The organism is Acinetobacter tandoii DSM 14970 = CIP 107469 (genome assembly GCF_000400735.1).
GTDB classification, from domain to species: Bacteria; Pseudomonadota; Gammaproteobacteria; order Pseudomonadales; family Moraxellaceae; genus Acinetobacter; species Acinetobacter tandoii.
In genome coordinates, this window is sequence record NZ_KE007367.1 from 583,882 (window position 1) to 597,128 (window position 13,247).

Consider the following 13,247-nt stretch of genomic DNA (forward strand, 5'->3'; position numbering starts at 1 on the left):
CGAAAGCTTCTTTCATACATTGAAAGGTCATGTGGTCCATGGCAGTGTGTTTGCCACTCGAAAAGAAGCGAATACAGTCTTGTTTGACTATATTGAGATTTATTACAATCGGGTCAGAAGGCATTCCGCAAACGGCTGGTTAAGCCCAGAAGCCTTTGAACAGAAATATTTTAAGAATTTAGAGGGATTTGTTGTCCACGATACTGTCTAGGATCAACGCTCAGCTTAATGAGAAGATTGGTATTAAAAAATTCATCTTTAAATTTACAACAAGTAGCTTTTAAATGGCTCAAAGGATTACTAGTTCAAGAAAACTTTACTCACTTTTGAAGGATGTGCTGTACTGTAGCTTTAGCTGAATTTTTAACATTATTTTATGACCCTATAATCTTCTTTTTCATCTCTTCAAATTCACCTTCAGAGATTAATCCCTGATCTTTTAATTCTTTCCATTTCAATAGTTCATCTGCAACAGAAAAACTTTTCATGTTTTCACTACCTAAGATATTTAATTGCGTTTTTTTCTCTGAAGAGAAAACAAAATAACTATTATTTATCAATGGTTTGTAAAAAAGTAAATTTAAAAATAATAGATATAAAAATAATCCAAAAAGACAAAGAAACATAGGTAAGATGATATAAGAAAGAGGATCTTGTCTATAATATTCATCATTGATAAAGATATATATTGTAACTCCAATAACAATTATCGCTGTCAACGAAGCATAGAATTTACATATTTTTATAGCTTTTTTTAATGTTTCTATATTAGCATCCCTTTTAGAAATGAAAAAACCGATCAGTAATATAATTGATGGAATGATGCCCCATAAAATAGGAAAGATAAAAGGTATCTGTAAAATTACAAAAAAAGTAATTTTAACTAAATCACTACTCGAAATTTTATTATTGCTCATATTAAAGCCCCTTTAAACTTTCCTAAAATTAACATAGTGATATACGCTGAATTATCAGGAGACTTTCCCTTGGGAGATTCTAGGCAGCCAACTTATAAAAGTCTTCGGCCATTTGATTTGGTGTCTTAAAACCCAAACCCTTTTGAATTCTTCGATGATTATAAAATAATTCAATGTATTTTATAATATCTGCTTTGGCTTCTTCTCTGGTTTGATAGTTGTAATGATGCACTAACTCATTTTTCAGTATTCCCCAAAAGCTTTCAATCGGTGCATTATCGTAACAGTCTCCGCGCTTGCTCATTGAACCTTGAAAACCATATTGCTCAAGTATATTTCGATATTCATGGCTGCAATATTGACTTCCTCTGTCTGAATGCACAATCAGTTCTTTGGTTGGTTTTTGATTGTGAATAGCCATATTTAGCGCATTACAAACAAGCTGTGCTGTCATGCGCTCATTTAAGCTATAGCCAACCACTTGTTTCGTGTAAAGGTCTTTTACCGCTGCTAAGTACAGCCATCCTTCAACAGTCCATATGTACGTAATATCACTTGACCATGCTTGATTTGGTCTAGTCATTGAGAATTGTTGCTCCAGCAGGTTTTCATAGATCGCTCGATTATGGTCACTATTCGTAGTCCTTTTAAAACGCTTGTGTCGCTTACAATACAGGTGGTTCAGCGCTTTTATCTGACGTACAGCGTACATACTCATTTTTATGCCCTGAGCTTGTAAGTATTTGGTTAATCGAATATAACCATAGCTCTGCCTTGTCTCCTCATGGGCTATTTTCACCAATATCGTCTGTTGATTTCGTTGAATCGTTCTTTTGCTCACGCCTCTCTTGAGCCAATCATAAAAACATGAAACTGAAACATGAAGTAATCGAGCCATTAAGGTAATTGGAAAAGAATATCTTTTTTGTTTCATATAGGCGTACCTTACTGACTTTCTTTGGCAAAGTACGCTGCTGCCTTTTTTAAAAATTCACGTTCCATTTCAGCTATTTTGAGCTGTTGTTTGAGTTTTTTATTTTCTTCGAGTAGAGCGTTTAGATCAGGTGAATACTGTTTTGTACCTGCTAAAGTTCCAGCCTTTGCTTTGGTATTCCAATTTGAAAGAGTTTGCATTGAAATGCTAAGTTGTCTAGCTGTTTCCGAGACATTGCCTTGATTGGCTTCAATTAATTTGATGGCTTCAGCTTTAAATTCTGTGGTGTAAGTCTTGTGTTTCTTGCTCATGGTAAACTCCTGATGAGTGTGTTTAGTTTACCAAGTTAAAACCTCCTGTTTTTTCAGCACACATCATAGCACAGATTACACGAATTTATTTTTTCGAAAATTATTCAAAAGAAAGTCTTAACTTCTCATTTCGCTTAGCACTACAAAACGATGTTTCAATCCAAGAGACCAGCCAGATTCTTTGTAAAATGGTTCACCATATTTGATCATGTATTCAATGTAGAAGTAAGCCAATTTTCCATTCTTAATACTTATAACTATGGGTGACTTGCATCTAAAGTGATAAAATATGGCATATTTTTTAAAGTATACAAATTTTGAAATAATTTTCTTAAAAAAGATTTGTATACTATTTTGTATACCTTTTATCTCCTAATCAAGCACTGCAGGTACAAAGGGATACAACTTTAAAAAATTTTAAGCTATTGTAAATACAAGAGAAAACGACCTGATGCAAACCCTTCCAATGACGACTAAACTAGGTGGTTTCTATCTTTTTTACTATTGTATTGTTGGAACATTTATGCCTTATTGGAGTCTTTATTTAGAAGACCAAGGCTTTAATTTTCAGGAAATTGGTGTTTTATCTTCTATTGCTATTATTACTCGTTTTTTTGCACCATTTATATGGGGATGGGTGGCTGATAAATCTGGCAAACGGATGTTATTAGTCAGAATAGCAACTTGGATGGAAGCGTGTATATGGTTCTTAATTTTTCTCATACCAAACAGTTTTCAGTCGATTGCTTTGCTGATGTTAATTTTTAGCTTCTTCCAAAATGCAATTTTAGCGCAATTTGAGGGTGTTACATTATTTTGGTTGGGAGATAAAAGGGCTGAGTTATATGGAAAAGTTCGAAAATGGGGATCTATCGGTTTTATCACTGGTGTATTTTGTATAGGGGCATTATTAGAAATAATACCCATCTCTATGCTACCCATTCTATTGCTGTGTATCTCATTTTTAGCTTTTCTATGGTCATTTACTATTTATGAACCTAAAAGTGCACCTAAATCACAGAAGAAACTTGAACCACTGTTACCTATTATAAAAAAACCAGTAGTCGCATCCTTTTTCATTATTGAATTTATTATGTTGCTATCACATGCGCCTTTTTATAGTTTTTATAGTAATTATCTTAAACAGGTTGGTTATTCAACAACTGAAATTGGTTTTTTATGGGCAATTGGTGTAATAGCAGAAATTATTATGTTTGCTTTTGCTAATATTTTTCTTAAGAAATTCTCGTGGCGTTTTTTGGTGAGTATGTGTTTGATACTCACAGGTATTCGATGGTTAATCGTCGGCTTTTTCCCGAATATATTTTTGATGCAGTTGTTTGCTCAAACGATTCATGCTTTTAGTTTTGGTCTTTTTCATATGATTGCGATGCGCATTATTTTTGAAAATTTTATGTCTGGACAGCAGGGGCGTGGGCAGGCACTTTATAGCACAATGTGGGGATTAGGGGTTGCTTCAGGCAGTTTATTAGCGGGTAAGTACTGGACTGAAATCTCAGGTGAACATGTCTTCATGATTGCAGGACTTTCTGTATTTACAGGCTTAATCTTTGTTGTGGGATTGCCGAATAAAGTACAGAAAGACCATTTAGCTGAGCTTAAATCTTAATTTGACTATATTTTTTTACCCAAGGTTGGGCCTGTTCCAATTGTTGTGCCAATTGTAAAAGTCGATCTTCTCGGCCGAATGGTGCAACAAATTGTGAGCCTAAGGGAAGTTGGTTGTTATTCCAATAAAGTGGAACAGACATTGCTGGTAAGCCTGTAATGTTAGCCAATTGGGTAAATGGTACCCACTTCAAATTTTCTTTAATAATTTTTTCAATAAATTTTCCTTCAGCAAGCCGATGTGCTTGTCTTATTTTAAGAAGAGTTTTTAATAATTGTTTTTGCCATATAGGTGTTTTAATTTCACCATTCTTAGGTGCGGTTGTTGCAGTTGATGGAATGAGATATAAATCATATTGTTCAAAAAAATGATTCATCTGCGCTGCATATTGCCCCCAATTATTAAGGTTGTGAATATATTGTAATGCTGTTGTTGTTTTGCCAAATGCAGCCAAAGCTAATGAATCCAGTTCAAAATCATCATTTTGAATATTAAACTGAGACCGTGTTTCCTGAATGGTATAAGCAAACTGGCTAAACCAAGTGGTGATAAAGTCTTTCGCTAACGACATGCCATTGATAGGTGGCTGATCCTCTACGACGATATGTCCCAAAGATTCAAGTAACTTTGTGGTATGTAAAATGGCTGCTTCTGCTTCACTAGAAACTTTAGTTCCTAGTGGAGATTTCACATTATAGGCAATTTTGAGCTGTTTTGGTGGGCGTTGAATAATATCTAGATAGCTTTGCTCTGGTGTTTTAATTGAAAAAAGAGAATGTAGTTCAGAGCCGTGTGTAGCATCTAGCATGGCTGCACTATCGCGTACCGATTTAGTCAACACATGTTGCATGGCTGCCCCATGCATAGCTTCACTTAAATGGGGTCCCCATGGTGTTCGACCTCGGCTTGGCTTTAGACCAAACAAGCCACAATAAGAAGCTGGGATACGTATTGAGCCGCCACCGTCACCGGCACCCGCAAGAGGCACTATGCAGGCGGCAACAGCAGAAGCAGACCCACCTGAAGAACCGCCACTATTGTGCTTTAAATTCCATGGATTGTGACAGGTTCCCCAGGCTTCTGGTTCTGTAATACCTTTTATTCCAAATTCAGGTGTATTAGTTCGGCCAAAAGTCACAATACCTGCATTTTCCCAGCGATTGACAATTTCAGAATTGGTTTGTGCAATATAATTTGCACGTTTAAATGCTTTGCTACCAAAGGTACTCGGATAGCCTTTAAACTCTTGAAATAAATCTTTTACTAAAAAGGGAACGCCAGCAAAGGGACCTTGAAGAGATTGTTGAGAACGTTTTTGTGCGTAATCATGCATTTGAATGGTAATAGCATTGAGCCTGGGATTGACTTCTGCAGCCCTTAACAATGCTGTAAGTAATAATTCATGAGGATGAACTTCTTTTTTAGCAACCAGTTCAGCTAATCCTAAACCATCATACTGTTGATATTCCGAAAACTTCATTATTGTTTTACTCCAGATTTACTGTCTTATACTCATTTAGTTGAAATAATAATCTGATTTCTTCCTTGGGCTTTTGCACTATAAAGGGCTTGGTCTGCTTGAACAATCAGTTGTTGCAATGTTCCAGATAAAGGTAAGGCTTGATGTGCAATCCCAATGCTGATGGTCATCTGAATTTGAAACTGATTTTCAATATTTAGAATAGCGGTTTCGATGGTATGGTGAATGCGTTCAGCTAACTGAATTGTATCTTCGAGTGATGTATTCAACGTTAACACAGTGAATTCTTCACCGCCAATACGTGCGAATAAGTCATCAAAACCAATTTTTTGTTTTACTAATTTTGCGAACTCTTGTAGAACTAAATCACCTACATGATGACCATATCGATCATTCATTTGCTTAAAGTGATCAATATCTATCATAAGAATGCTTACAGATTTATTCTGGAAATCTTGAATAAATAATTGACTTTGTTCCAGAAAATATCGTCGATTCAATGTATTTGTTAAACTATCATGATTGGCATAGTCGAGAACTTGACGATAAAGTTTCTGACGATTTTGGCTGATGGCGCACAGAATGAGAGGGGCAATTCCCAGCATGCATAACCCAATACGGATAGATATGGTCGTGCTTAAAAAAGCATCAGATGAAGATGATAAGTAAAAATAGGTTAAGCTATGATAGGTCACTATGCAGACGACACTATTAATAAATGCAACAGAAAATAATCTATAACTTAGTGCGGCCCAAATTAAGGCTGCTAGGGGATAAAGTAATGAACCTGGGCCAAAAAAAATGTGTGTGAAAGCGACTGAAATGATGATAGCGATAAAAGGTAGAATATCACTGGTTTTTAGTGGTTCAGTAAAGAGTTCAAAAATCCATTGTTGACTTTCTTTTCTTGTGGGGAATGTAAGAATTAAGGGGAGAAACGTCACAAAGTTAAAAACTTCTCCTGTCCACCACATCCCAAATTCAGTCCAAAAACGTTCTGGAGACATAAAGCTGTTTGGTAGGTGTGTGATCGTTTGAACTGCAAAAATAGCACTTAGCAGACAACCACCCAAAGTACACATGGCGAATAAATATAGAAAGCTTAAGCCCTTATTATAGTCACGATAATTTAGTTTTGTGAAATGAACCAGAATTAAAGGGATGGAGACACTAATTAAGTTCGATATAGTTAAATAAAGTGTAAGTTCAATTGAATTACCTGTAATCAAATCTGCAATAGCATAAGCAGTAATGGCACCCAACCAACCGCCAAAACTATTAAGTTTTGGAAATCGCAAAAATAATCCTAATAACACAGGATTAGCAGGCCATAATAAGGCTAAAAACGTGATTGGACGTGTAAATATACCGATTAAACAGCAAGCAAAAATGACGGTTGCGATTATTAAAAAAGCATAAGATTGTTGTTGAATTGAAGGAGTTATAAGTTGTCTGATTTGCATTTACAAATAATCATCCTTAATTTAAGCGTTATGATTTTCTACTAATTGAAGAAAATAAAAGTATACTCAATATTCGCTTTGATTTTAAAAGCTGTTGGAAATCATTCTATAGATTTCCAAGAAGGAAGTGCTAGTACTAGATGGTAAAAGCGCATCTTTTTATACAAATAGATTGTAGTGAAATGGTTATAAGTGATGGTTTTGCTTAAAAATATGATAACGTATTTGCAGGGATGCAATGGCTGATTAACTATATGAAAAAAGCATATCTTACAGTGGTCTTAATGTTATGTTCAGCAATGAGCATGGCAAATGAAAGTTCCACTGCAACGCAAAATGCTCAAGATGAGGCAGATCGTGGTGCCAATACAATTCGTATTATGACGCGACCTGAAATTGTAGGTTTGTGGGGGATGGAAATTCCTAATAATAAAAAATGTATTGAATACTATAATTTTAAAAGTAATAACGATGTCTTCATTAAAAGTGGTCAAGAATGGTCTACAGGAATCTATGATTATCAGGCTTCGAAAGACATTGCAGCTCAACTGCCTGTGTTAATGTTACAGGTGAAATACGATAACAACGAAGCAGACTGCTCTGGATATAAACAAGACCAGTCAGGTGAAATTTCTCAGTATTTTGTGCAATGGAAAAATCCGACGACCATTAATTTCTGTAATAATGAAAAAGCAGGGCAATGTTTTGCGACTTTGCGCCGCGTTTTGCCGTGAAGTGAACATACTTTAATGTAGAAAAATGCGATTACATAAATCAAAAAAGCCAGTCAATTGACTGGCTTTTTTAGAGCAAGAACAAGAATTAAGAAGCCACTTTCTCTGCTTGACCTTCAAGTTGCTTCAACAAATGCTTTTCTAGATAGTGAATATCCATGGCGTGTTTGCAGAAGTTTTTATCTTGTAGAATTAGATCTTTGTGCAAAGGAATATTGGTTTTAATTCCAGTCAGGATCATTTCATCTAAGGCTTGGCGCATACGAGCGATACACGTTTCACGATCTTTGCCATGTGCAATCAGCTTGGCGATCATTGAATCGTAGTAAGGCGGAATGCTATAACCCTGATAAATGTGTGAGTCTAGGCGAATACCCGCACCACCTGGCGCATAAAAATGCTCGATTTTACCTGGAGATGGCATAAATGTAGAAGGATCTTCTGCATTGATACGACATTCCATCGCGTGACCTTTACACTCTACATCTTCTTGAGCAATTTCAAGTCCAAGACCTGCGGCAATACGTAATTGTTGCTCAATAATGTCGATCCCTGTAACCATTTCAGTAACAGGATGCTCAACTTGAACACGGGTGTTCATCTCGATAAAGAAGAATTCACCATCTTCAAATAAGAACTCAAATGTACCTGCACCGCGGTATTGCATCATCTTACATGCATTTACACATGCTTCTAAAATGTCTGCACGTGCTTGTTCTGGTAAGTTTGGTGCAGGTGCTTCTTCCAATACTTTTTGGTGGCGACGTTGTAAAGAACAGTCACGATCAAATAAGTGGATTGCATGACCATTACCATCGCCCAGAACTTGGATTTCGACGTGACGTGGCTTTTGTAGGAAGCGTTCCATATAAACCGTGTCATCACCAAACCACATTTCTGCGTCACGTTGAGCTGCTTGTACAGACTCAAGTAGTGTATCTACACGTTCTACAATACGCATACCACGACCACCACCACCTGAAGCTGCTTTCACAATGAGTGGAAAGCCAATTTCTTTTGCTTCAGCAAGGGCATTTTGTGGTGTTACAGCATTCGCAGAACCAGGAACGGTAGGCACACCTGCTTTACGCATAGCGGTAATTGCAGATACTTTGTTCCCCATCAAGCGAATATGCTCAGGACGTGGACCAATAAAAATAAAACCAGAGGTTTCTACAATTTCAGCAAACTCAGCATTTTCAGATAAGAAGCCATAACCAGGGTGAATGGCATCTGCACCTGTAATTTCTGCAGCAGTAATAATTGCAGGAATATTTAAATAGCTCTCGCTACTCGCTCCTGGGCCAATGCAGACCGCTTCATCACAAAAACGTAAATGCATTAGGTCTTTGTCGGCATCAGAATAGATACCAACGGTTTTGATTCCTAAGGTTTTGCAAGCACGGGTGATACGTAAAGCGATTTCACCTCGGTTTGCAATTAGAACTTTTTGCAACATTGTAAGTCCCCGTGGTGTTATGCGCGATAGCGGAATAATGGTTGACCGAATTGGATCACTTCACCGTTTTTCACAAGAATTTCTTCAATCACGCCGCTTTGAGTCGCCTCAATTGGGTTCATGATTTTCATTGCTTCGATGATACCTAGTGTTTCACCAGCAGTTACAGTTTGACCTACTTTAATGAATGGTGCTTCGCCTGGGCTTGGAGCAGCATAGAACACACCAACCATTGGTGAAGTTTCAACAGCACCACGTGGTGAAGATTTCGGTGCAGATGGAATTTCTGCTGATGGAGCTGGCATTGCTGCAATTCCTGCAGCAACGACTGGACTACGACGAGTCAATGCAATCGATTGATCACCTTCTTTAACTTCGATCGCTTGTAAGTCAGATTCAATCATCAAATCGATGAGTTTCTTGATTTTACGAATATCCATGAGACAGTATTCCTGATTATGATTACTTAGATGGTTGAATTTTTTCGAGGGCATAATCGAGTGCAGCAGCATAGCCTTTTGCACCCAAACCGCAAATTACACCCACGGCTTTATCGGAAAGATAAGAGTGATGTCTAAATGCTTCACGGGCATGAACATTCGACAAATGCACTTCAATAAACGGTATTGCCACGCCAAGAAGGGCATCACGCACTGCAACGGAAGTATGTGTCAAAGCAGCAGGGTTGATGATAATAAACTGTACGCCTTCTTGTTGCGCTTGATGAATTCGGTCGACAATGGCACCTTCCCAATTACTTTGGAATGTATCGAGAGATGTTGATGCTTTTTGCGCTTGAGAGATGAGCTGCTGATTGATATCCTCTAGGGTGAGATGACCGTATACTTCAGGTTCTCGTTTTCCTAATAAGTTTAAATTCGGTCCATGAATGACCAAAATGGTCGAACTCATTCAGCGTGCTCCAATTTTAAGTTTGCAATAATGCTTTGCAAGATGTCTGCAAAGTTTGCTTATTATGGCATAATTTCCTACAAGTCTTTTGTTTTTTTCTTTGAATTGTTGTAGAAAGCAAGTACCAGAACTTGGGTCATATATTGCGAACTTTGCTGATAATTGGCAATGTTAAAAAATGACAAAATTTACAATAGAGCAGTTATTTTCTTTTAAAGCCCAAATTGACCAAAAAGCGTCATTTGCAAGGTTTTTGGCTGAATAGAGAATCATCAATGGTCAACATTTCATTCCAACATGTGGTGTAACGTGGCGAACGATGTAGCTGTTTCATCTTCCATGCCGTGCTGCTGGATTGATAACCAATCTGGATGCAGTCGGAACCATAACGATGTTTCATTTTGTACAAAGTTTTCATCAGTTCTTCGCGTTGTTGAATCAAGTGGATCGGTTGCCATAAGTCATCGATATGCTGGCTTTTTGGATGTAGCGCAGAAAGCATGACAGCAACTTTCACATATTTCTTATTTTCTTCAAATAAAACATCAATTTGCTGTAGAGCAGCTTTGTTTAAAATTAAGAGATCATCACTAGCATATTGTAAGCCTATGGCATGTGAATGGCTCTTTTTATGGGGTGACTTAGGTACTTTTTCATACAAAGAAACATGGATACAGGCGCAGAGTTGTTGTTGTTGCATCAGGCGTTTATGAACACGATTGACATGGAAAATCATTGCCTGTTTTATGATCTCTTTTTGTGACAGTGCTTTGGCAAAACTACGAGAGGAAAGAATGTTTTTTGCTGGTAATGTCGGATCATCTAATGCAATGCAGGACTGACCTTTTAGTTCACGAATTGTACGTGCAATCAGGACAGAAAACTCTTTACTGAGGTAATGTTCATTGGCAAAAGTTAAGTCAAAGCTATTATGAATTGCATAATGCTGTAATTTTTTACTGATTTTTCGTCCAATACCCCAAACTTCCTCTACAGGTGTTTCGAGTAGCAGTCCTTCAAGACTACATAAGTCCAATGTGGGCAAAAAACAGACCTGATTAAAGCTCTTTCGTTTCTTGGCAAAATGGTTTGCAAGTTTTGCCTGAGTTTTTGAATAACCAATTCCAATACAGCACGGTAAACCAAGCCATTGCGCAATTTTTTTCACAAGTTCTCGACAATATTGTTCGATATCGAAAAGTTGTGCGTAGCTCGTGAGCCGTATAAAGCATTCATCAATCGAGTAGGGTTCAAGATCATGATCATTAAAGTGCTCACCTAAAATCTCAAAAAAACGACGTGACATATCGGCATAAAGTGGATAGTTACTTGAAAGGACTTGTACACCAGCTTTTAGCGCATCTCGTTCAATCTCATGCCAAGGTACTGCCATAGAAATATTCAGGGCCTTGGCTTCATTGCTACGTGAAATGACACAGCCATCGTTATTGCTGAGCACGACTACAGGCTTATCATTCAATTTTGGGTTAAATACGCGTTCACAACTGACATAACAGTTGTTGATGTCAATCAACGCGAATAATTCTTGATGATAAAGCTTGTCCATAATAGTCACTTATTTGAGCTTTTTTAAAATGCAGATAACGACACCCCAAATAGCAATATTTTCCTCGCCACGCGGGTAGATGTCTGGATAGTCGGGGTTTTCTGCTTTTAGCCAAAACTTAAAACCATTGTCTGTATGCTTATCTTGCATAAAGCGTTTAATCGTAAATTCGTTGTTGATGAGAGCTAATACAATATCGCCATGTTCTGCATTTAATTTACGGTCAATGAGAATTTGGTCTCCTGCATCAATCCCTGCATTTTTCATAGACAAAGAATTCACGCGTAAAACAAAAGTGCTGGCTGGGTTTTTAACCAAATACTTATTTAGGTCGATATAATCTTCTATGTAGTCTTGGGCGGGAGAAGGAAAACCTGCTGCGACAGATTCGAGTGGAGATGGAATTGCCAATTCAGTTTGTAAATGAATTGGGTTCAGTTGAATATTATTTTGACGGTCATCTTCAGGCACAGGTTTCAGCCATTCTTTAATAGCCATGACTTTAGATTCAGGAACACGCATGACAACCGTTTTTTCAGTGTATTGTGATTTACGTCCTGCATTCGCACGTTTGCCACCATGAGAGGCTTTGTTTGATTCGCTCATAATCCACCTTGATAAAGTTACAAAATCAAGATTAACAGAAAAATACAACCTGCGACAGTATATTTTGTGTGGGGATGACTTGAGACAAATGGCGCTTGGTTCTAAACTGCGGAACATCAATCATTACATTTGGTATCCACAATGGATATGGATTTAATCACTGAACAAAAACTGGTATGTGAAGAATATGGCTCAAAGTATATTGCAGTGCATGAAAATGATGTGATTGCCGTTGCAGTCGCGTCTTTAAATCAAGAACCAATTGTGGGCATTCGTAACAAGCCAGAAGCAGGGGAGGATGTCACATGGTTTATTTATGCAGGCGAACATGACGACAGTGAAGATTTCTTCCAAACGGTGTCCGTCAAAGAGCTGGATAAACTGTTGCCAGAAGTTCTGCCATATTTGGCATTGGAGCACGGCTACCGCTTTATGATTGATCGTGAAGAATATGAAGATGTCTGGAAAGAAGGGGATGAAGTTTAAGTAAATTGCTTAAATTTGTCTGGAAATGACATGAAAATGACGGGAAATGATACGTTAAATACGATCACAATAGCTGTGTTAAATGGGGGAGTGCCCGTTAACCAGCAACTACTTCCCTAGTTGTTGTTTGTACCTCTTAATAGCCATGTGAATAACATGGCTTTTTTTATTGCTGCTATAGATTCAGACCGCAATATTGTCAAAATTGCCACAATCCGATACTTTTGAAAAAGAACAGTTGGAATAACGAAATCTATGAAATGGGATGAAATTGGCGAGCAACCATGTTCGATTGCACGAGCCTTATCGATCATTGGAGATCGATGGACATTATTGGTTCTACGTAATGCATTTATGGGTATGCGCCGTTTTGATGATTTTCAACAGCAATTGGGGGTCACCCGGCATGTCTTGGCTGACCGTTTAAAGCGTTTGGTTGACCATCAAATTTTAGAAAAAAGACCTTATACTGAGCGACAGCAGCGTTTCGAGTATTGCTTAACTGAAAAAGGTCTGGAGCTTTATCCTGTACTGATGAGTATGGTGACGTGGGCTGATAAATGGATGGATGATGGTACAGGTAAGCCTATGCAGCTTATGCATAAACAATGCGGTAAAGTCTTTACTGCGATTACCGTGTGTTCTGAGTGCGGAGAGCCCCTACATGCTCGTCAGGTTAAGCCCCTGTTTCGTCATCATCCATTTCATGCTGAAGCTCGACCTGCTGTGCCGATACAACAGGCTTAAG

At 37.7% G+C, this 13,247-nt stretch carries 14 protein-coding genes; 5 read left to right on the forward strand and 9 right to left on the reverse strand.

The window, feature by feature from the left end:
- Nucleotides 1-211 (forward strand): IS3 family transposase (locus I593_RS20125; protein ID WP_016166319.1); only part of this gene is annotated, 211 nt, incomplete at its 5' end.
- Nucleotides 212-374: 163 nt separating this feature from the next.
- Here the strand turns inward: I593_RS20125 and I593_RS12230 are convergent.
- Entirely contained in the window at nt 375-917 is a 543-nt protein-coding gene (locus I593_RS12230) for an SHOCT domain-containing protein (protein WP_016167889.1), read from the reverse strand.
- Between the two features lie 79 nt (nt 918-996).
- A protein-coding gene (locus tag I593_RS12235) for an IS3-like element ISAba22 family transposase (RefSeq protein WP_085944217.1) occupies nt 997-2,162 on the reverse strand; the annotation gives its coding sequence in 2 pieces (ribosomal slippage) (nt 997-1,904 and nt 1,904-2,162; 1,167 coding nt in all).
- A gap of 451 nt (nt 2,163-2,613) precedes the next feature.
- On the opposite strand from I593_RS12235, the gene I593_RS12245 reads away from it, so the two are divergent.
- Nucleotides 2,614-3,792, forward strand: coding sequence for an MFS transporter (locus tag I593_RS12245; protein WP_016167890.1), 1,179 nt, complete (start codon nt 2,614-2,616; stop codon nt 3,790-3,792).
- On the opposite strand, the gene I593_RS12250 is transcribed toward I593_RS12245, so the two are convergent.
- The gene (locus I593_RS12250; protein WP_016167891.1) at nt 3,782-5,272 is read right to left on the reverse strand and encodes an amidase; all 1,491 of its coding nucleotides are present in this window, start codon (nt 5,270-5,272) and stop codon (nt 3,782-3,784) included. The two genes, I593_RS12245 and I593_RS12250, sit on opposite strands and share 11 nt — an antisense overlap.
- Nucleotides 5,273-5,304: 32 nt before the next feature.
- Complete coding sequence (locus tag I593_RS12255) at nt 5,305-6,735, reverse strand: GGDEF domain-containing protein (RefSeq protein WP_016167892.1); 1,431 nt, start codon at nt 6,733-6,735, stop codon at nt 5,305-5,307.
- 233 nt (nt 6,736-6,968) lie between these two features.
- Here I593_RS12255 and I593_RS12260 point away from each other — a divergent pair, with 233 nt between their 5' ends.
- The gene (locus I593_RS12260) at nt 6,969-7,469 is read left to right on the forward strand and encodes a hypothetical protein (RefSeq protein WP_016167893.1); all 501 of its coding nucleotides are present in this window, start codon (nt 6,969-6,971) and stop codon (nt 7,467-7,469) included.
- Nucleotides 7,470-7,557: 88 nt separating this feature from the next.
- On the opposite strand, the gene accC is transcribed toward I593_RS12260, so the two are convergent.
- From accC to I593_RS12285, 5 genes are all read right to left on the reverse strand, one after another.
- Entirely contained in the window at nt 7,558-8,928 is a 1,371-nt protein-coding gene (gene accC, locus I593_RS12265) for an acetyl-CoA carboxylase biotin carboxylase subunit (protein WP_016167894.1), read from the reverse strand.
- A 17-nt stretch (nt 8,929-8,945) separates the two neighbouring features.
- The gene (gene accB, locus I593_RS12270; RefSeq protein ID WP_016167895.1) at nt 8,946-9,368 is read right to left on the reverse strand and encodes an acetyl-CoA carboxylase biotin carboxyl carrier protein; all 423 of its coding nucleotides are present in this window, start codon (nt 9,366-9,368) and stop codon (nt 8,946-8,948) included.
- Nucleotides 9,369-9,390: 22 nt separating this feature from the next.
- The gene (aroQ, locus tag I593_RS12275; protein ID WP_016167896.1) at nt 9,391-9,840 is read right to left on the reverse strand and encodes a type II 3-dehydroquinate dehydratase; all 450 of its coding nucleotides are present in this window, start codon (nt 9,838-9,840) and stop codon (nt 9,391-9,393) included.
- Between the two features lie 238 nt (nt 9,841-10,078).
- Nucleotides 10,079-11,407, reverse strand: coding sequence for a Y-family DNA polymerase (locus tag I593_RS12280; RefSeq protein ID WP_016167897.1), 1,329 nt, complete (start codon nt 11,405-11,407; stop codon nt 10,079-10,081).
- A 9-nt stretch (nt 11,408-11,416) separates the two neighbouring features.
- Entirely contained in the window at nt 11,417-12,013 is a 597-nt protein-coding gene (locus I593_RS12285; RefSeq protein ID WP_016167898.1) for a LexA family protein, read from the reverse strand.
- Nucleotides 12,014-12,154: 141 nt separating this feature from the next.
- Between I593_RS12285 and I593_RS12290 the strand changes: the two genes are divergently transcribed.
- Together I593_RS12290 and I593_RS12295 are read left to right on the forward strand one after the other, a co-directional pair.
- Nucleotides 12,155-12,499 (forward strand): immunity protein Imm33 domain-containing protein, encoded by a 345-nt coding sequence (locus I593_RS12290; RefSeq protein WP_016167899.1) that lies wholly within the window; start codon nt 12,155-12,157, stop codon nt 12,497-12,499.
- A gap of 255 nt (nt 12,500-12,754) precedes the next feature.
- Nucleotides 12,755-13,246, forward strand: coding sequence for a winged helix-turn-helix transcriptional regulator (locus I593_RS12295; protein ID WP_016167900.1), 492 nt, complete (start codon nt 12,755-12,757; stop codon nt 13,244-13,246).
- Nucleotide 13,247 lies beyond the last annotated feature (1 nt).

Excerpts from the sequence above, each read along its gene's own strand:
- I593_RS12290 (WP_016167899.1), top strand. The coding sequence starts at position 12,155 with ATGGATATGGATTTAATCACTGAACAAAAACTGGTATGTGAAGAATAT.
- I593_RS12245 (WP_016167890.1), top strand. The coding sequence starts at position 2,614 with ATGCAAACCCTTCCAATGACGACTAAACTAGGTGGTTTCTATCTTTTT.
- accC (WP_016167894.1), bottom strand. The coding sequence starts at position 8,928 with ATGTTGCAAAAAGTTCTAATTGCAAACCGAGGTGAAATCGCTTTACGT.
- I593_RS12295 (WP_016167900.1), top strand. The coding sequence starts at position 12,755 with ATGAAATGGGATGAAATTGGCGAGCAACCATGTTCGATTGCACGAGCC.
- I593_RS12255 (WP_016167892.1), bottom strand. The coding sequence starts at position 6,735 with ATGCAAATCAGACAACTTATAACTCCTTCAATTCAACAACAATCTTAT.
- aroQ (WP_016167896.1), bottom strand. The coding sequence starts at position 9,840 with ATGAGTTCGACCATTTTGGTCATTCATGGACCGAATTTAAACTTATTA.
- accB (WP_016167895.1), bottom strand. The coding sequence starts at position 9,368 with ATGGATATTCGTAAAATCAAGAAACTCATCGATTTGATGATTGAATCT.
- I593_RS12285 (WP_016167898.1), bottom strand. The coding sequence starts at position 12,013 with ATGAGCGAATCAAACAAAGCCTCTCATGGTGGCAAACGTGCGAATGCA.
- I593_RS12280 (WP_016167897.1), bottom strand. The coding sequence starts at position 11,407 with ATGGACAAGCTTTATCATCAAGAATTATTCGCGTTGATTGACATCAAC.
- I593_RS12230 (WP_016167889.1), bottom strand. The coding sequence starts at position 917 with ATGAGCAATAATAAAATTTCGAGTAGTGATTTAGTTAAAATTACTTTT.
- I593_RS12250 (WP_016167891.1), bottom strand. The coding sequence starts at position 5,272 with ATGAAGTTTTCGGAATATCAACAGTATGATGGTTTAGGATTAGCTGAA.
- I593_RS12260 (WP_016167893.1), top strand. The coding sequence starts at position 6,969 with ATGCAATGGCTGATTAACTATATGAAAAAAGCATATCTTACAGTGGTC.